This window comes from uncultured Anaerofustis sp. (genome assembly GCF_938029165.1).
Classification (GTDB): Bacteria; Bacillota; Clostridia; order Eubacteriales; family Anaerofustaceae; genus Anaerofustis.
Genome location: NZ_CALHFB010000041.1, coordinates 1 through 20388 on the forward strand (window position 1 = coordinate 1; position 20388 = coordinate 20388).

Below are 20388 nucleotides of genomic sequence, written 5' to 3' on the forward strand. Positions count from 1 at the left end.
TTTGAGATATACGATTGAAGGAAGTAATACCGAATTCAGATGAGAAGGATATTCGAGTCTCTCCTTCACGACCTCGGCGGGTAGTTACCAATATCACACCATTTGCTCCTCGTACACCGTATACGGCAGTTGCGGAAGCATCTTTTAGCACAGAGATGGTTTCAATATCATCAGGATCGATTTGTGCCATAGGCCGTTCTACTCCGTCAATCAGTACCAAAGGACTAGAATCATTCAATGAAGCGCGTCCACGAATAAACATAGTAGCCTGATCACCTCCGGGACGTCCGCTTTCCTGACGGGTTACCAATCCTGGAATACGGCCTCCTAAGGCATTTGTAACACTTGATACAGGCATACTTTTTAAGTCTTCAGTACCAACATTAGAAATAGAACCGGTCAGAGAGACCTTTTTTTGTGTTCCATATCCCACAACAACGACCTCATCCAATTGTGCAATATCTTCTTCCAAAGTGATATTGATAAAAGGATGATTCTTTTTTATGGCAATAGATTGTTCTATAAAGCCGATCATTGAGATAAGAAGTGTTTGCTCTGCTTTGTTGGACAATGTAAGAGTAAATTTGCCATCTAAACCAGTCACTATTCCATTATTAGTCCCTTTCTGAAGGACAGTAGCACCAATCATCTCCATTCCTTGGGCATCTTTAACAATTCCGCTAACTTTGGTTTGGGTACAGACATGCCAGATGGAGGAGGTTAAGCATATGAATAATATTATTATCTTTTTCATGTTTTCTATCTATTAAATAGTTTTGATACCCGTTACCAACCCGGATTCTGTTGGATGGAAGGGCTTTCCTTGATTACTTTCAGAGGAATAGGATGATAATACATGTAATCTTTAAAATTGCGTGCTTCATCTACTGTAATGCGTGTATAATGAAGCCCGGAAGCATTTTCTTCTACTTTCATTCCGATAATAGGTTCTCTTAGTTGATTGCCATCCATCCAACGTCGCAAATCAAAGTAACGATGTTCTTCAAAACAGAGTTCGATACGACGTTCTTGCTTTACCTTTTCCATGAAGTTATCATCTGTTACTCCATTAAGAAATTTATCATCTGTTCCGAATCCGGCTCTGGAACGTATTTTCTGTACGGCTTCTGCTGCTGTCAAACCATAGCCTTCAGGGTCCGCATTCATGCCGTAAGCGTGATGCATGGCTTCTGCGTAGGAAAGCAGGATGTCAGATAAGCGAATCATCGGGAATAAGTGGAAAACGGTACTCACATTGGCCTGTCCGAAGTTCAGTGTTTTGTCCAGGAATTTAGCTAAATAATATCCCGTATTGGATTTGTCGCCTTTTTTAATCTTTGATAGATGTTTAAATGATAGATCTATCAAAGTCGGATATACGAGAGAAGGTGTAGTCGAAGCCGAAGAAAAATATCTGTCTTTAACCGTTGCATTTAAGTTTTCTCCCAAAGCTTCTTTTTGTATATATTCAAACAATGCAAAAACTCTTCCCAGCAAATATGCTCCTTTTATTTCCTTGTTTAAACTCACTTTAAATTCCTCCTCTTTTTTTAAATTCCTGTTTTTTCTATTCAAATAACCCTTTATGATTGCGGCTCTCGCCTGAGTAATATTTCTCTCATTGTTTACTCTGCTGATGACTTCATAGTATAAGCCGATCGGATAATCACGTCCCGTCAGTATAGATCTCATCAAAGCACCTGCGAGTAAGGGATTTACTTTACTGTTTGATGCATTCTGATTTTTTATAGCATATAAAAGCCTATGTATACTCATTGGCTTACCTTCATCAAGTTTACTTCCCTTTATCGAAACATCATCATAATGCTGTTTTAAAACATCCATAAAGAACCCAAAAGTATTAAACAAAAAGTATCTTACAGAAACTCTGCCTGCATTGGGAGATAACCCCAATATATAAAATTTACTTTTTAAATCAATGTTTATATCAGGCATACTTTTATTATAAAGACCATTTCTGCCTTCTTTAAGGATAATATTTACTGCATTTTCTATATTTTTATCTTTTTTAGTCATGTTTTCTTCATGCTCTTCACTATTATGACGAAATGAACGAGCATATATTGCTTCATTATCACAATCCTTTTTTTCTGACCAAAAGACAATAGTGTCTTCACCCAAGACCATTTTTTGTTCTCGGCTTGAGAGAAGATATTTTAAAGCCTGAGCGTATTTAAAAGATGCTTCCACAGAAACATTGGAATTAAAAGACTGATTTAATCCGTAAGATAAATCCGAATCTTTATTAAAACAAACCAAAGATGTACCCGTAGCATTTGCTCCTTTTATTCCCTGAAACTGTTCATGTAGAAGTGCTATTTCGCTTACCTCTCCGGTAATACCGCACTGCGATATCCTTTTTTCTTTATCTTCGTTTTCTCTTTTATTTTCTTCTAACCATACATTTACTATTTCTGTATTTTCATGAAGATAATTGCTTTCTCCTACTAATCTTATTACGATATTTCCCGGAAGCGCATCACCTTTAGAACGTACAGCACTTAAAATATGTTCTTCTTCCCATGCTTTATTTATATCCCATTTTCTAAAATAATTCTTTATTGCTTCAGCTTCTTTAGAATGACAATCTTTTAATATTTGAAGATGAAAACTTTTCGCTGTTTCAAATTTCTTTTCTTCTGTTTTTTGTTTATCAAGACTTCCGGACAGTCCAAATATATATCCCGCATTATCGCATACCAAAGCTGCTTTTATCTTACTGGACTTCCCTCTGGTAGGCATAATAAAATTTCTTTTCTTTGATTTACCTTCGGAGTCGTCTGTAAACTCTGTCAAATTCACTATATTACCGTCTTCATCCAAAACAAGTTCATAATTAGCACCTACTTTTTCATAACCGAAGGGAGGTACTTCACCGAGTTTCAAAAGCTCATCATAATAACTGCAAAGTGCATTTAAAATCATTCCGCCACCTCATCTCTGATTTTCCTAAAATCAAGAATGCCATCATTTAATATCGCTCTTATATATTTAGGTGATACTTCACTTCTTTTTTTATCTTCACTTAATTTGTAATCCAAATCGTATAACATATACCCAAGGTCTTTTTCCCCCTCTAAATGACTTTTGGGTATATCTTTTTCGCCCTCGATAAGTTCGAAATTAGCTCCGAATTCTCTAGTCCCCAAAAACGGAGCGGAGAAATATTGTCCTTTTTTTAGTCTGCGTACAGCAATATTATAATGTTTTTCCTTTGTATCGGTTTCTCCGCATTTATCTAAATTCAATTCAAAATGAGCCCTAATTACGTACTCAACATCTGTAAGTATCATCGAAGCTCTTTGATGTCTTTTCCCAGGAGCATCTATATATAAAGGTACATTCCGGTTCATCGCGCCTTTTACTTGTGAAAGCTTTAGGACTTCGCTTACTTCGTTCCTTCTTACATTGGTAAATTTTATTTCATTTATCACATGAATTTCATCGATTATCCAGCGTATGGCGGGCTTCCAGTATACGCTCTCCAATATCCCCTTCGCGGCAGATGCAGTCATCATATCATAACTTACTTTTTCTACCTTAAGTTCAGGTCTTGTAAAACAGGCATAGTCTCCCCATACTCTAAATGTTACTCCGTATCCCATTTAATCACCTTCCTTCTTAACTATACATTTATAGCCTCTGCATTTTTGTTTTCATTACTGAATATATCAAGCCCTAAATCTTTATCATAATATTTATCGTTATTTAAAATATATATCCCAAATCTAGTTTGAATTAAAACATTATCCTTTAAAAGCCTATTAAATTCAGTTTCATAAATATTTACTATGTATTTATTCATCTTTCTAAAATCACTTTTAGTCAAAATACTATTTTTAATATTATCATTTTCTAATAAAATCAATTTATCTCTTAGGCTCTTGCTTTCATCAATATCATTATTTTTCTCATCGTTTTTCCTATTTGAACTATCCTTTTCTTCACTTTTTACAGAAACAAAAATTGAATATGTATTATCCTCAATTAGCTTAAATTTATCATTTACATATTTATAATCAAACCCAAGATATTGACCGTTTAATTTAAGACTTCCAAGAATATCTTCTTTATCAAGCAATTGTTTCTGTTCTTTATTTAAACCGGAAATATCTGTATTATAAAATTGATATACCATTTTAAAATACTTTTCAACACCATCAAGTCCAAAAGAGCTATCTTTTAATAAGCCAATAATTTCCCTTGATTTATCCGCTTTGGGTTTTATACTGCTTGGACATTTTCCTTCCTTAGAAGTAGATTCAAACACATATACCTTGCCTTTGATTAAATTACCGTTTTTATCTGTAAGCTTTCCTTCTCTGTTTGCTCTTCCCCCGGACTGGACGATACTGTCTATTCCGGCAACGGCTCTAAATACTACAGGGAAATCAACATCTACTCCGCACTCGATAAGCTGTGTCGAAATAACTATAACATCTTCATTATTTTTTAAAAGTTTCTTTATTTCTTCTATTTTTTTTAGTCGGTCATAAGGTCTTAGTAATGTTGAAAGGACAAATACTTTTTTATCTTTTAATACTTTATCTTTTATCATATCGTATAACTTATATGCATGTCTTCTGCTATTCACAATTACTAAAGCACTTTTATTTTCAGTTATCATACCAACGATTTCTTCATCATCTTTTTTATCTATATACTTATAATCTACCCTGTTCAATTTTTCAAAAAGCTCATTTGTATTTGATACGATTTCCGTGATTGGCATATCTTTATATTTATAATTATCAATGACCGGCTTTGTCGCACTGCAAAGGACAGCACTGGAACCATAGTTTTTAATAAGCTCACAAATCGCATAAACGCATGGAGATAAGAAATCAATAGGCAGCATCTGTGCCTCATCAAAGATAATCACACTTCTACTCATATTATGCACTTTTCTCGACTTTGAAGTTTTATTTGAAAATAATGATTCAAAAAATTGGACATTCGTAGTTATAGTTATTGGTATATCCCAGTTTTCGCTCGCCCATCTCATTTTTTCGTCATCTTCTTTGATTTCGGCATTCATATGATGCTCCAAAACAAATTCTTCACCGATAATGTCCTTGATAACTTTTGCATTCTGCTCAATGATAGAAGTGTATGGAATGACATATATTATCCTCTTCATTCCGTTTTCCTTGGCATGTTTTACGGCAAACGCAAGCGATGATATGGTTTTACCTCCTCCTGTCGGAACACATAAAGAAAATAATCCTTTAGGAGATTTTGCTTTTTTTATACATTCATCCAAAATCATATTTCTGATTTTATTTATTTCTTCATCTTTACCCTCTTTATTTCTCAGTTCATTTAAATATGTATCCAAAGTGCTATTTAATTTTTCCATTGAAGCATGTGTGGTTTCTCTTTTTACATTATTACAAAATTCCTCGGTATCTCTCCAGTCAGCATCCACAAGACATGAAAATAACATTCTTATATAAAAGGATATCCCGAAATCATTTACAGTAAAAGGCGCATAAAGCTTTTGAGGATTTGGAAAAGCAATATTTAAATTTTCAAAAAATCTTGATACTTCAAATTCTTTACAACTTCCGTAAAAAGTCCCGCTTCCACCACCATCTTTATTACCGCTGTCTTTAAGTCCGGTATGATGACAACATATAGGATAAGCTAAATAGCTGTAATAGGCGTCCTTATTTTCTTCGCCTTTATCTAACAGCATTTTAGCGCCGAAAGCTGCATGTTTGACCTTGATTTTGCTTTCTCCTCTTATATAATCCTGAAATCCGTCCTGAATCTTACCAAGATCATGAAGAAGTCCGATATATTTACCCATATATCCCGCTGAAAAATCACTTGCATATTCCTCACAGTATTTACTTACCTTTAATAAATGGTCAATAAGATATTGATATTTGATTTCTCCAGTGTCTTTATTTTCTCTTGTATGAGCGATATATTCTTTATATTTCCCCATCATATCACTTCCTTAATTTTTTTATTATATAGACGGTAACAAAAAGCGATAAAAATTAAAACGTTTACTATAATATGTAATTATACTCTTATTTACATATTTTGACAATTAAGAACACTAATATCTTACAAAGTAGTATGGATGTGTAATATAACAAGGATTTACTGATGACATCCTTGTTATATTATCCTCTATCCTTTTGTACATACAATTCTCAATTAAACAAATTAAAATGATAAGTCTAAATCTTAAAATATTAAGTCATACTAATTACCCTCCTATTTATTTTTTTACTTTGTAATATTTAATAGTTGTTGTAATATGTTGCTTTTGCCATGTCAATATACAAACGATAAAAACACGAAAAAAGAGTGTTATCAAAAAACACTCTTTTAATTCGCCCCAAAAAATTTACTGGGGACTCATAATTAACTAATAAATTTTATAGTTTCAACCCTACATACCAGTTCTCAGGTACGACCAATTTTTAAAATTATATCACTGATTATCAATAATTACAACATTTTAGTAAGATATAATACTACTAAATATGATATAAATCTATACAAAATATTACTAATCAATAATATATAATACATATTTTAACTTAAATATTTTATAAAAAAACTACCTCCACAGAGATAGTTACCTTTTAATAAAATGGAGCTGATGATAGGACTTGAACCTACAACCTGCTGATTACAAATCAGCTGCTCTACCGATTGAGCCACATCAGCACCTGCCTATATAATATACTAAATAGGATAAAAAATGTCAAGAACTTTTTTCATATTTTACACTAAATTTTTATTTTATAAATATAATTACTTTTATAATATAAAATGCTATAAAATACTATAAAAATTAATAATTGTCAATAATTAGTATTAAATAAACAACTAAATAATAAGTATCTAATATATAAAGTTTCAATCCATGATATTTTACAAAATCATTTAAATCAATAATCTAAATAACTGTAAAGAAGTGATATATAAATTATTTTTTGCTATTTCTTTTTTCATAAGATTTGACAAATCCATAGGTTTATTTATTATGGAAAAGTAGCCGTCCACAAATTCGGATTTAATTTCCTTATCATCAACACTTCCAGCTAAAATGATCGTCTTTACATTATTATTATGCTCTTTAGCTAATTTGCAAATACTTATAGGAGCTTTACCCATCAAAGATTGCTCATCAAATTTCCCCTCTCCGGTAATTAAATAATCGGCATTAACCAGCTCATTATCAAAATTTAAGGACTGAAAAATAATATCTATCCCTCTTCTCAACTTAGCATTTAGAAATGACATTAATCCAAAGCCAAGTCCACCGGCAGCCCCTGCACCCTTTTTATTTCTATGATCTATATTATATTTTTTACTTACTATATCAGCAAAACAATTTAAATTATGCTCCAAAGTTCTTACCATTATATCATCTGCACCCTTTTGCGGTGCATAAATATAACTTGCACCGTTACTTCCCAAAAGAGGATTATTTACATCACAAGCAACATTAAAAATACATTTATTTAACCCTTTTATTACATTGCTTTCATCTATATACTTTATTTTATTTAAGTGACCTCCGCTTTCTGGAACTTCTTTATTATCTTTATCTAAAAATCTATATCCAAGAGCTTTAAGCATACCTGTACCACAGTCATTAGTAGCACTTCCGCCTATAAATATAACAAACTTTTTTATACCGATTGTAACGGCATCTTCTATCATCTGCCCCAATCCGTAAGTAGAGGTATTCATAGGATTTAGTTCTTCATGCTTCAGTAATTCCAGTCCACAGGTTTTCGCCATTTCTATTATGGCAGTATTATTTTTTATTCCATAATAAGTTTCAATATCTCTGCCCAAAGGATCCTTAGTTACTATTAATTTTTTTTCTATTCTTTTATCACAAAGCATAGCATCAAGACTTCCTTCACCGCCGTCAGCAAGTGGTTTAACTATTACATCGATATTACGATTTGCATTTAATATACCTTCTTTTACAGCATTACCTGCCTCATAAGAAGTCAAGCACCCCTTAAATGAATCCAAAGCTACTATTACTTTCATTTTTTTACCTTATATTTAATTTATTTTACAAATGCGATTTAACACATTCGATTTTACTTATCTCTCCGTTAAAAATATTTAAAAATCCTTCGATAAGTACATTCTTTTTATCGTTACTCTTTAAATAATAAATTATCCTGTCATCAGGAGGTTCGGTAATATTTAAAATCTTTATTGTACTATTTTCATTTATCTTTCGTGCTACGGACATAGGAACTACTGCCCATGTATCTTTTATTGTCAAAAACTCTTCAAGTAAACTCATCTGATCCAAAAATATTTTATAATTTGGAATGTTCCCAAACCAATACTCATGCCATAAATCGAATTCCGGGTTCCATGGAAGCCTTATTTCATTTTTGATGCTAAGCTGTTTGGGATCGATATCCCCTTCATAAACGCTCATTTTACTGCAAACAAATACCATAGGTTCCGAAAACAACGGTATAGTACTGACATTTTTTAAATACATATCATCGGAAATAATAGCTATATCGACAAGTCCTTTTTCTACATATTCATAAGACTCATGAGAATGATAATTATGAAAACTTACTCGTTTATTGGGGTTAGATTTCATAAATTTCACAAATACTTCGGGAAGTATATAAGTGCTTATACTGCCAATCGAAGCAATATTCAAGACTGAGTCGTAATCTATATCACTAAGTCCTTTTGCTTCCTCACATACGCTTATCCACTTCTTGGCTATGGGAATAAAAGATTTACCTTCATTTGTAAGTTCAATATTCCTTATTCCTTTTTTCCTTTTTATTAACTTATATCCCAGTTCTTCTTCCAATGCACTTATCCTCCTGCTTAGTGCAGGCTGAGTTATATGAAGCATTTCAGCCGCCAAAGATAAATTTCCATTTTTTATTACCATTAAAAATGCTTCTATTTCAAATTCTGTCATAATCCCCTCTTAATATAAATATTTATTTATATTTTATCAAATAAATAAGCATTTTACAATCATTTAAATATCAAATATACTTTTATAAGGAGGCAAAATATGAATACTGAAAACTTAACCTACGGAAATATAAAATATCAATTAATCGGTCTTACATTGCCTCTTATACTTTCTAACATACTTCAGGAACTATATAACACCATAGATACATATATGGTAGGGAGTTTTATAAATGATAATGCATTTGCCTCAATAGGGATATCGGGAAGCATTATGAATTTATTTATTTTTATAATAATAGGTGCAAACAATGGTATATCACTGATACTTGCAAGATATTACGGGGAAAAGAATTATAAAAAATTTAGAAAATCAATATTTACATCTATCATAATAGGAGGTGGTATTACAGTTATTTTAAGTATCACATCTATTTTGATTTTAAATTTTATTCTCAATATCATAAATACACCTATGGAACTAAAATCATATGTAATGGAGTATCTAAATATAATCCTAATCGGACTTATATCATGCTTTTTATATAATCTTTGTTCTTCGGTGCTAAGAAGCGTCGGAAACTCAAAAACATCATTATATATACTTTTACTTTCAACTATAGCAAATATAATCATGGACTATATATTTATTAAGATTTTTGGTTTGGGAATTCAAGGAGCGGCTATTGCTACAGTTCTATCTCAAATTTTTTCTGCTGTCATAGCAGTAATTTATATAAATAAAAAATATCCCTATTTGATTTGCAAAAGAGCAGATTTTAAATTGGATATAAAAAATATAAAATCAATATTAGATTACATGACTATGTCCTCTCTTCATCAGTCGAGTTTATATATAGGTAAACTTTTAATCCAAGGTGCGGTAAACGCACTTGGGACAAATTCCATAATCGCATTTACCGCTTCAAGCAGAATAGAAGCTTTCCCAAACTCATTCGCAGAAAGCGGAGGAACTGCGATATCAATATTCATATCACAAAATAAAGGTGCAGAAAAGAATGGGAGAATAAAAAAAGGATTTAAAACAGGACTTAAATTAATGCTCCTTATGGGCATGATTATAATATCTATAGCATTTATATTATCAAAACCTTTATCCGGTATGTTTATCGAAAACAACATCAACGCTGTAAATGAAGCAGCATCTTATTTAAAAGTAATATCAATTTTCTATATCTTCTGCTTTATAGGAAGCTCATTCGTAGGATATTATAAAGGGGTGGGAATGATGAATATCCCGGTAGTAGGTACTATATTACATATTTCTATAAGAACGATACTTTCATATATTCTAATATATAAGTTGTCTTTATCTGCGGTAGCCGTTTCAACGGGATTAGGCTGGATAGCGGTAAATATAATGCAGATGATTATATTTTTTAAAAGGAATTCTGATATAAAAAAAGATGCATATTAATGCATCTTTTTTACATTTTACTTTATCTCATCCAATATCTTCTCTATGTATTTTTTAACTATTTCTTCTTTAGGTGAAGCAGTCATGTTCTTTTTATTCATTCCGGTCGTAACATGCAGTACTTCATATATATCATCTTCAAAAAGCCCGCTTTGTTCTTTAAATTCATTCAAAGATAAATCCTGTAGAAATTTATCTTCATTCACACATTTTCCTACAAGGTTTCCTACGATAAAATGAGCGTCTCTGAATGGACAGCCTTTTTTAACAAGATATTCTGCAACGTCCGTAGCGTTCATAAAACTGTTGACACATGCTTCTTTTAAAACATCTTTATTCACCGTGATAGTAGATATCATTCCCGTAAAAATACTTATACACTGTTTTACTGTATTTACGCTGTCGAATGTAGTTTCTTTATCTTCCTGCATATCTTTATTGTAAGCAAGAGGTATCCCTTTCATCACGGTAAGCATTGCCATCAAGTTTCCGTAAACCCTCCCTGTTTTACCTCTTATAAGTTCAGCAACATCGGGATTTTTCTTTTGAGGCATCATAGATGAACCGGTAGAATATTTATCGGAAACCACAATGAATTTAAATTCATCACTTGCCCAATAAATTATTTCTTCACTGAAACGAGATAAATGCATCATTATTATAGCTAAGTCATTTAAAAGTTCTATTACGTAATCCCTGTCGGAAACCGTATCGAGAGAATTCAAAGTAATGCTGTCAAAATCAAGCAGTTCAGCCACGTAGTCTCTGTCTATATCAAAAGTTGAACAAGCAAGAGCTCCTGCACCCAGAGGCATAACGTTTGTTCTTTTATATGTATCCTGAAGTCTATCTATATCTCTTCTGAACATTTCACTATAAGCACATAAATGATGTGCAAAGGTAACCGTTTGGGCTCTTTGCATATGAGTATACCCCGGCATAATGGTCTTTGTATTATCCTTTGCCATTTCAAGAAGAGTGTATAAAAGGTCTTTAAGAAGTGATATGACCTCTTTGATTTCCTCTTTGACGTACATTTTCATGTCCAGTGCAACCTGATCGTTTCTGCTCCTGCAAGTATGTATCCTCTTTGCACTGTCACCTATCCTATCGGTTAGTATACTTTCAACAGCCATATGTATATCTTCATATTCTTCATTAAAAATAACTTTTCCCTCATCTATATCTTTCATTAAATCATTCAAAGATTTAACTAATTTTTCCTCATCATCTTTAGAAATGATATTTTGCTTGGAAAGCATTTTTACATGTGCTATACTTCCTAAAATATCATATTTATATAAAACTTTATCAAAGTGAAGAGAGTTATTGAATATATCCACTTCCTTTGCATTCTGTTCCGAAAATCTTCCTGCCCACATCTTCATAATAAATTTCTCCTATATTTAAAACATTTATTCTACGCTTTATACAATACCATATTATCCATTTTGTGACAATATTTTAATTATCTAAAAAGATTATACAACCCCAATTAAACTAATTAAAAGCCTTAAAATTAATTTTACTTTTATTCATATATCGAAAATTAAACAGTACAAAATTGCTATATTAAATCAAATTTGGCATTATTTAAAATTTATCAAAAATCCTCTTTAAAATATCAAATATAATTCTTTATATAATATTTTTAATTCTGTTATAAATTGTTATTTATCAACGATGTCTTAAATTATCATCAAGCTATTTTTTATAAACGTTGTAAAAATTAATTTTATTTTATTTTAAATTTTAATTTACTATTTACAATCAATCATTCATATTGAATAAAAAACGTAATAGATACTATAAAGCTTCTACCGTTCCAAAGAATATCAATGCTTCCGCATCATTTTTCTTAAAATATTTTGCCGCCACCAAAGAATCCTTCTTAAGTTTTTCATCATAACATGAATCTTTAAGAAGAGAAAAAATATACATATTTTCTTTTATTATATAATCAAAAGACCTTACCCATATTTTCTCCACGTAACCTTCCTTATAAGGAATAACGATTTCTACATCATCGGGATAAGCCCTGCTTCTTAAATTATCTATCTCTATTCTGTCTCTGACTTTTTCAATATGAGGTTCGCTAAAATTTTCCTTATAATGTTCTTCGATAGCTTTTAACCGCGGGATGTCTTCTATGATTTTTATATCGAAATCCTCTATCAAATCATACCTTACAAGAGATATTTTTTCTTTTATATACTTTTCATGAGCTTCATTTTCAATATTGCCGAGAAGCCTAAAAGTAACTCCTTTATTTGTATCTATATACATATATCCCATAAAAGGCTCCGTAACATCTCCTGCACCCATTTTTGAAAGTACATTTCCTGAATTTGAAACCTCTACAATTTTTTTTTCATATTCTCTGAAATGATGATCTCTTAATTTCATTTTTTTCCTTTCTATTTGACTTTTTACAAATAATAATTTCCAAGTAATTTTATAATAACAATGTTAATTAAACATTGGTTACCTTCATTTATCAATTCTTAATATCCGTTCAAATAATAATCAATATTTTAATCTTATCCTATATATAATATTCAAAGATTTATTATTTCCCTTTATATCAATAATCAATACCAGCCGAACAAACTCTTTTTTGTATCCAATTTTTCTATTCTTTCAATATCTTCTCTGCTTAATTTAAAATCAAAGATATCTATATTTTCCCTTAGTCTATCTTTATTGAAGGATTTTGGTATTACAATGATACCCCTCTCCACAAAATATCTAAGACTTACCTGAGCGGAAGTCTTACCGTATTTAGCTCCTATGGATAATAATATTTCATTTTTAAATATATCTTCTTTACCCGCAGCAAAAGGACTCCATGCATTCATTACGGTACCATGTTCTTCCATTACTTCCTGAAGCCCTCTTTGCTGATGGAATACATGTGCTTCGACCTGATTTACAGCTGGTATTATATCACATTTATCTATAAAGCTTAAATATTCATCCGCATTAAAATTAGATATCCCGATACTTCTTACTGATCCCTCATCATAAGCTTCTTTCAAAGCCCTATACATTTCAACGGCTTCTTTATAAGGCTCATGAATAAGCATTAAATCAATATAATCAGTATTTAAATTTTTAAGGGACTCTTTTATCCCTTCCTTTGCAAGCTTATAACTTCTGCTGGGAGAAAATAATTTCGTTGTTATAAATAAATCTTCTCTTTTTATAATTGAATTTTCCTCCGCACTTTTTACTGCGTCTGCAAGTATATGCTCATTATTATACATCTGTGCGGTATCAAACAAAGTATAACCAAGATTTATCGCTTGCTTTATCGCTTCACATCCTTTTCTACCCTGCAACCGATATATTCCAAGTCCAAGTATTGGCATTTTAACACCGTTATTTAACGTTACTTCTTTCATTTTAATCCCTTTTATAAAATATTTTTCTATATTTACCGATTATACTATAAAACCCTTTAAATCCCAATATATAAAAACACTCCCCATTGTAGAGGAGTGTAAGAAAAATAGAAAGATAAAAATTATTTTAAAACCACCTATTATTTATCTTCAGTGTTTTGTTTCATAAACGCTCTGATTTTTAGAGGAAGACCATAAAGTTTGATAAATCCTGCTGCGTCATTATGGTCATATAATTCACCGGTATCGAATGAAGCAATTTCTTCATTGTATACAGAATATGGACTTTCAATGCCTTTTGTGATCTTGTTTCCTTTATATAATCTAAGTGAAACTTTACCGGTAACAGTTTCCTGAGTCTTGTCAACAAAAGCATCAAGAGCTTCTCTAAGTGGAGAGAACCACATTCCGGAATACACAAGGTCGGCATATTTGACAGCAACGGTCCTCTTATATGCTTGAGTTTCTCTGTCCAAACAAAGCTGTTCAAGTTCATTGTGTGCATAATATAAAATACTTCCTCCGGGAGTTTCATAAATACCTCTGGATTTCATACCTACAACTCTGTTTTCAACCATGTCTATTACACCTATGCCGTGCTTACCGCCAAGCTCGTTTAGTTTGGTAAGAAGTGTAACTCCGTCCATCTTTTCACCGTTAAGGCTTACAGGGATACCTTTTTCAAATTCGATTGAAATTTCTTCTGCTTCATCGGGAGCGTCTTCGACATATGTAGTCATTTGAAGAAGATTTCTATAGTCGGGCATGTTTGCAGGGTCTTCAAGCTCAAGTCCCTCATGAGATAAATGCCAGATATTCATATCTCTTGAATAACTTTCTTCAGCAGACATATTAAGTTTGATATCGTGTTGTATACAGTAATCAAGTGCATCCTGTCTTGATTTTATATCCCAAAGTCTCCAAGGTGCGATTATCTTGATATCGGGAGCAAGCGCCATAATAGTAAGCTCAAAACGAACCTGGTCATTACCTTTACCCGTAGCACCGTGGCAAATACAATTTGCACCCAGTTCTCTTGCTTTATCAACCAAAATTTTAGATATCAGCGGTCTTGCAATTGAAGTACCTAGTAAATATTTGTTTTCATATTTACCCCCTGACTTAAGCATTGGGAATATGTAATCATTAACAAGCTCTTCTGTAGCATCTATTATATCTATACTGTCAGCACCGTACTCAATAGCTCTTTTTTCCAGATCAGGTTTTTCATTATCATCAACCTGTCCTACATCTACACACACTGCATGCACTTCGCAGTCATAATTATTTTTAAGCCAAGGAACTATTGTTGACGTATCAAGTCCTCCGGAATAAGCTAAAACTATTTTATCTTTCATTATATATATACCTCCAAAATAAATCTCTGATTTAAAATACTGACTAATTATACATAAAAATGTATAATTAGTCAACACTTAAATTATATATTTTACTAATTTATCAGTGTATATTTAAGTTTTTAAATCAATTAATTTTTACATAAGTATAAATTACCATATTTTAATAATTATTAATAGTCTTTTATGTTGATATTTTTACTATTTAATCATATAATATATATGACCTTAAAAGGAATGCTGTTATTTTGAACCTACACTTTTATACAGGGATACTGAGTCTTTATGTGGATGTCATGCCTCTATAAGTGGACGGCAGAAGCGGTAAGCAGGTAACCCACCTATCTTTTTAGATAGGATCAAAATTCTAGCACCTTTAAGGTCTTTTTTATTTTACATCTAATTTTGCTCTAAAAACAATCTCTTTATTTTACAATAATTTGATTATTATGACTTATTTCTTACATTATATTCTTAGGTTATACTAATAAATTTAAGTTGAATTTTATCTCATGTCATTATATATATTTAAATAGTAATATATTACTGATAAAATCCCTAAATATTTCTATACAATTATAACCATCACGTTATTATCTTTATTTGACATTTTACAATTATAGCTCTAAAATTTGATTATGGCTGGATTGGCTATAATCAAATCAAATAAAAAACAAATTTACAAAGGAGCTTTATAAATGGGATTTTTCTTACTTATACCTTTTTTCCTTATTCGTTTCACGCTTTTATCCATATTAAATAAAGAAGCAGTAAAACGTGCAGCTTATTTTGCACCATTATTTAACAAAGAAAAAACTGCTTATTATATATATCAAATTTCAAATATTTTAATTATAATATACTTATTTTTTCTTAAAGTAAAAACTACACCGGAGCGGTTATTTTTTCTTGGGATATTTATTTATGCCCTCGGCTCTGTACTCCTTATCATATCTGTAATAAATTTTGCGTATCCTTCCCAAAATGGAATAAATCAAAACGGTATTTATAAAATCTCAAGAAATCCTATGTATTTGTCATACTTTATATTTTTTATCGGCTGTGTTTTTATTACTCAATCATTACTGCTTCTTATATTTGTAATATTATTTATAATAACTTCTCATGTAATAATTATCAGCGAAGAAAGATGGTGTATAAATGAATTCGGCAAAGAATATCTTGATTATATGAAAAAAGTAAGGCGATATTTTTAGCTGGGTTTTTATAAATTATTAATAAAATATCATAAATATATTTATTTAAAATACTTATATTCTATTTCATATAAGTAATAATAAATATCTTTATAAAAGTTAAAAAAACACAAAACCTATCTTTTTTTATTAAATAAGATACATTACTACCAAAAGTTACAATTTAAAAATATTTCCATATTTTCGTAAAAAAATTAAATAAAAGACTTGACTTTTAAATTAGAATGGTTATAATTTAAATATACTTAATTAAAAGGAGAAACGAAAAATGTTAGATAAAAAAGTTGCCGAACTATTAAACGATCAAATAAATAAAGAATTATACTCTGCTTATATCTATTTAGATATGGCAAATTTCTATGCTGATTACGGCTTAGACGGATTTGAAAATTGGTTTTATATCCAAGCTCAGGAAGAAAGAGATCATGCTATGTTAATTAGAGATTATCTAAAAGACAACAGTCATAAAATTACTTCTGAAGCAATCGAAAAACCTGAGTATACATACAGCGACATCAAAGATCCTCTTGATGTAACACTTAAACATGAAAGAATTGTTACAGGTTTAATCAACAACATCTATGCAGCAGCTCATGATGTTAAAGATTACAGAACAATGCACTTCTTAGATTGGTTTGTAAATGAACAAATGGAAGAAGAAAAGAACGCTGAAGATAATATCAGAAAATTTGAATTATTCGCTTCAGATCCAAAAGGTTTATATTTATTAGACCAAGAATTCCTAGGAAGAGCTTATGCAGCTCCTAGTATCGCTGCTGAATAATTACTTTACCAACAAATTTATATTAAATATAACCTAACAATAACCTTACGTATTAAACAAAAAGCACCTTATTAACCTTGGTGCTTTTTTGTTATATTATTAAAGCCATTCATATTCTCTCTTCAAAATCTCTATGACTTCTTTTTTAGATATAACCTTTCCGTAACATACAACTTTCTTATCTAAGACCAATGCAGGTGTAGACATCACACCATATGAAGCAATCTGTACAAAATCGGTAATATGCTCTATTTCATCATTGATATTTAATTCTTTTAAAGCTTCTCTAACATTATTTTCAAGTTCATTGCATTTTGTACACCCTGCCCCCAGTACCTTAATAAAAGCTTCTTCTTTTTGTTTTGCTTTGACATCAGACGTTCCGTCAGATGAAATATCCATAAAAGAACAACAGAAGTTTCTATCCTTATTCTTTTTATATGTTGACATTTTATTTCCTCCTATATTTTATATAAATAAAAATCCTAACAAATTAAACAAGTATCCAATTATAATTATCCCTACAGTCACGATAGTGATAAATATTACAAGTAACTTAAGTTTTACAGCCTTTTTAAGCATTATCATCGACGGCAAAGATAATGCTGTGACTCCCATCATAAAAGATAATACTGTTCCAAGCCCTGCACCTTTGAAAAACAAACTTTCAGCTATCGGTATAGTCCCGAATATATCGGCATACATAGGAACTCCGACAAAAGCAGCCAAAGGAACAGAGTACCATCTATCAGCACCCAGTATATTTTGTACAAAAGCTTCGGGAATAAAGTTATGTATAAATGCTCCTATTGCAACACCCACAAAAATATATGGTGCTACTTTTTTTACAGTTTCAAAAACTTGCTCCTTTGCATAAATAACTCTATCTTTCCTGCTTAATTCAGGAACATCAATATCTATAGCCGAGGCATTCTTTATGAAACTTTCCACATACTTCTCTAACTTTAATTTTTCAATTAAAGTTCCCCCTGCAATAGCAAGAACCAATCCGACAACTACATAAGCAACGGCAATCTTAGCGCCGAAAATACTTATAAGTAATACTAGAGAGCCTATATCAACAAGCGGAGAAGAAATCAAAAAAGAAAAAGTAACTCCCAGTGGTAAACCTGCACTTGTAAATCCCATAAATAACGGTATTGATGAGCAGGAGCAAAAAGGTGTCACAGTTCCAAGTAGTGCAGAGAGAGTATTAGCCCAAAGCCCATGAAACTTCCCCAGGATTTTTTTTGTCCTCTCGGGAGGAAAGTAGCTTTGAATGTATGAAATCATAAAAATCAATACCGATAATAAGATAAAAATTTTTATAGTATCATATATAAAAAATTGTAAACTTCCCCCCAAACGAGTAGTTAAGTCAAATCCAAGTTTTTTTAAAATCTCTCCCAAAAGTATATTTAACCATTGCATTCCAAGAATTTGATCTTGTATAAATAACCAAATATTTTCAATTGCAATCATAAAATCTTCCTTTCATATTTATAAATTTACAAGTATCGATATATAAGTCTTTTAAAAACCATCTAAATGATGGCATTATTACTTAATTATTTAAAAAAACAGATATTTCCCAAAAAATCAATTATATTTTTTACTCCGTCTTCATTGATACGATAATGCATCCACTTACCTTCTTTTCTAAATATAACCAAGCCTGCATCGCACAATATTTTCATATGATGTGATAAAGTTGATTGACTTATATTTAATTCATCCAATAATTTGCATGCACATTTTTCACTATTTTTAAGAGAATGTAAAATTGTTAATCTATTTTCATCGCTTAGTGCTTTAAATTTTTTGATTTTATCTTGAAACATTTCAATACCTCATATTCATACTTGTCAATATAATTATATTTTATATATTGATAGATGTCAATGTATAAAATATAATTTGCTTAAATTAAAAGCACCGTGGAGATCCTTTATTTTATCTTATTTATAAAATTTTCCAAACTCTGTCCGTAATTCATTCTAACTCTATTTAATAATAGAGGGTCGTCTCCGGGATAAACTTTTCCGTAAATGGTTGTTACCGCACATAACACCCCTGCATTTCTTAATGCATTTTCGCAGCTTTCACTGTAATCGCCAAATGGATAAGCAAATGCATCGCTATGTCCGCATATTTTAAAAGAAGTTTTCAAATCTCGTATTATATCTTCTTCGGTGAGTGCAGTCATAATTCCGCCGTGACCTATTGTACCACCAGATCTATGCATATCATGTGAATGAGATTGAAATGTGATATATTTACTTTTATAGCTTCGTACCTTTTTCTTACCATCGTGAGAAGTTATTATGAACGAAGTTGCAGGGATCTTAAGTTCATTCAAAATCGGGATGCCATTATCAAGAAAAGACTGAGCGGCATCATCAAAGGTTATAACGATATTCTTTTCCGGAAGTAACAATCTTCCTTCAGAATATTCTTTTACTTCCTTCCATGTAGGGAAATAATAGTCATTATCTTTTAGATACTTCATTTCATCCCTTAAATCATTTACTTCAATGAAATTACCCCTATTGGCAGAATTCATATTAGCAGGAACATTATTTTTATTATAAACATAGTGATACATACAAATACTAAGCCCATTTGTTTTATAATCAGTATTTTGTATTACCCTTACTTTTCTTATTCTCTTCGTTGTATTCCCTTTTTTATCAGTCAGAGTATAAGTAATATTATATACCCCTACCCTTTTTAAATCAGGAATGCTGACTTGTACATCTTTAGTTAAACTGTTTCCGTCATCATCTTTAGCACTGTAGCCCTCTTCATTATAATTTTCTCCAAGCTTTAATGTTATATCATCACTGCCTTTAATATTAAGCGCGGGACTCATTTTATCCAAAACCCTTACTTTTCTGACAGCACTTTTTTTATGATATCTATAAGTTATCAAATAATTCCCGGGAATATTAGTATCTACTCTCCCCTCTGTTTTAATATCCTTGCTGACATCTTTATTGTTGTTCAGAGCTTTCGCACCCTTATCCTTATAAGCAGAGTATCTTCCCACGGTTATTTCACTTTCGCCGATTATCGTAAGCTTTGCTAAATTTGTATAATAAACATTTATGACTCCGAATATAACAACAGCCAAAAGTACAATACCTATTATAATTTTTATAAAGTTTTGTACATTTAATTTCCCTCTCATAATATTTCTCCAAATATGTAATATATT

The 20388-nt window shown here is 31.1% G+C and carries 17 protein-coding genes, 1 tRNA gene and 1 other RNA gene; 4 read left to right on the top strand and 15 right to left on the bottom strand.

Annotation, left to right across the window (positions count from 1 at the left end; genetic code table 11):
• The 7 genes from Q0516_RS07125 to Q0516_RS07155 all read right to left on the bottom strand — a co-directional run.
• Positions 1-754 (bottom strand): TonB-dependent receptor plug domain-containing protein (locus Q0516_RS07125; protein WP_294466934.1); only part of this gene is annotated, 754 nt, incomplete at its 3' end.
• Between the two features lie 32 nt (positions 755-786).
• Positions 787-2946: a type I-C CRISPR-associated protein Cas8c/Csd1 gene (cas8c, locus tag Q0516_RS07130; RefSeq protein WP_294466936.1), complete on the bottom strand. Its 2160-nt coding sequence runs from the start codon at positions 2944-2946 to the stop codon at positions 787-789.
• Complete coding sequence (gene cas5c / locus Q0516_RS07135) at positions 2943-3626, bottom strand: type I-C CRISPR-associated protein Cas5c (RefSeq protein WP_294466938.1); 684 nt, start codon at positions 3624-3626, stop codon at positions 2943-2945. The genes cas8c and cas5c overlap by 4 nt, the downstream gene beginning before the upstream one ends.
• A 20-nt stretch (positions 3627-3646) precedes the next feature.
• Positions 3647-5977, bottom strand: coding sequence for a CRISPR-associated helicase Cas3' (cas3, locus tag Q0516_RS07140; RefSeq protein ID WP_294466941.1), 2331 nt, complete (start codon positions 5975-5977; stop codon positions 3647-3649).
• Between the two features lie 658 nt (positions 5978-6635).
• Positions 6636-6711: transfer RNA gene (locus Q0516_RS07145), tRNA-Thr, on the bottom strand.
• Positions 6712-6930: 219 nt separating this feature from the next.
• Entirely contained in the window at positions 6931-8055 is a 1125-nt protein-coding gene (locus Q0516_RS07150; protein WP_294466943.1) for a glycerate kinase, read from the bottom strand.
• A 25-nt stretch (positions 8056-8080) separates the two neighbouring features.
• Positions 8081-8971 carry a LysR family transcriptional regulator gene (locus Q0516_RS07155; RefSeq protein ID WP_294466944.1) on the bottom strand — a complete coding sequence of 297 codons (891 nt, stop codon included), beginning with the start codon at positions 8969-8971 and terminating at the stop codon, positions 8081-8083.
• Between the two features lie 99 nt (positions 8972-9070).
• Between Q0516_RS07155 and Q0516_RS07160 the strand changes: the two genes are divergently transcribed.
• Entirely contained in the window at positions 9071-10408 is a 1338-nt protein-coding gene (locus tag Q0516_RS07160) for an MATE family efflux transporter (protein ID WP_294466945.1), read from the top strand.
• A gap of 17 nt (positions 10409-10425) precedes the next feature.
• Here the strand turns inward: Q0516_RS07160 and argH are convergent, their stop codons facing one another.
• The 4 genes from argH to Q0516_RS07180 all read right to left on the bottom strand — a co-directional run bounded on the left by argH (position 10426) and on the right by Q0516_RS07180 (position 15170).
• Positions 10426-11796 (bottom strand): argininosuccinate lyase, encoded by a 1371-nt coding sequence (gene argH / locus Q0516_RS07165; RefSeq protein ID WP_294466948.1) that lies wholly within the window; start codon positions 11794-11796, stop codon positions 10426-10428.
• Between the two features lie 418 nt (positions 11797-12214).
• Complete coding sequence (locus Q0516_RS07170) at positions 12215-12814, bottom strand: hypothetical protein (protein ID WP_294466950.1); 600 nt, start codon at positions 12812-12814, stop codon at positions 12215-12217.
• Between the two features lie 185 nt (positions 12815-12999).
• The gene (locus Q0516_RS07175; protein WP_294466952.1) at positions 13000-13812 is read right to left on the bottom strand and encodes an aldo/keto reductase; all 813 of its coding nucleotides are present in this window, start codon (positions 13810-13812) and stop codon (positions 13000-13002) included.
• A gap of 140 nt (positions 13813-13952) precedes the next feature.
• On the bottom strand, positions 13953-15170 hold the full coding sequence (locus Q0516_RS07180; protein ID WP_294466953.1) for an argininosuccinate synthase: 1218 nt from the start codon (positions 15168-15170) through the stop codon (positions 13953-13955).
• Positions 15171-15391: 221 nt separating this feature from the next.
• Here Q0516_RS07180 and ssrS point away from each other — a divergent pair.
• The 3 genes from ssrS (at position 15392) to Q0516_RS07195 (ending at position 17171) form a co-directional block, all read left to right on the top strand.
• A non-coding RNA gene (gene ssrS / locus Q0516_RS07185) (6S RNA) lies at positions 15392-15558 on the top strand.
• Between the two features lie 310 nt (positions 15559-15868).
• Entirely contained in the window at positions 15869-16387 is a 519-nt protein-coding gene (locus Q0516_RS07190) for a methyltransferase (RefSeq protein WP_294466955.1), read from the top strand.
• 268 nt (positions 16388-16655) lie between these two features.
• A complete protein-coding gene (locus Q0516_RS07195) occupies positions 16656-17171 on the top strand; it encodes a ferritin (protein WP_294466957.1) in 516 nt (171 codons plus the stop codon).
• A gap of 99 nt (positions 17172-17270) precedes the next feature.
• On the opposite strand, the gene Q0516_RS07200 is transcribed toward Q0516_RS07195, so the two are convergent.
• The 4 genes from Q0516_RS07200 to Q0516_RS07215 all read right to left on the bottom strand — a co-directional run bounded on the left by Q0516_RS07200 (position 17271) and on the right by Q0516_RS07215 (position 20361).
• The gene (locus tag Q0516_RS07200; protein WP_294467065.1) at positions 17271-17573 is read right to left on the bottom strand and encodes a thioredoxin family protein; all 303 of its coding nucleotides are present in this window, start codon (positions 17571-17573) and stop codon (positions 17271-17273) included.
• Positions 17574-17639: 66 nt separating this feature from the next.
• Positions 17640-18653, bottom strand: coding sequence for a permease (locus Q0516_RS07205; protein WP_294466959.1), 1014 nt, complete (start codon positions 18651-18653; stop codon positions 17640-17642).
• Positions 18654-18739: 86 nt separating this feature from the next.
• Positions 18740-19012 (bottom strand): metalloregulator ArsR/SmtB family transcription factor, encoded by a 273-nt coding sequence (locus Q0516_RS07210; protein WP_294466963.1) that lies wholly within the window; start codon positions 19010-19012, stop codon positions 18740-18742.
• A 107-nt stretch (positions 19013-19119) separates the two neighbouring features.
• On the bottom strand, positions 19120-20361 hold the full coding sequence (locus Q0516_RS07215) for an immunoglobulin-like domain-containing protein (protein WP_294466964.1): 1242 nt from the start codon (positions 20359-20361) through the stop codon (positions 19120-19122).
• Positions 20362-20388: the final 27 nt, after the last annotated feature.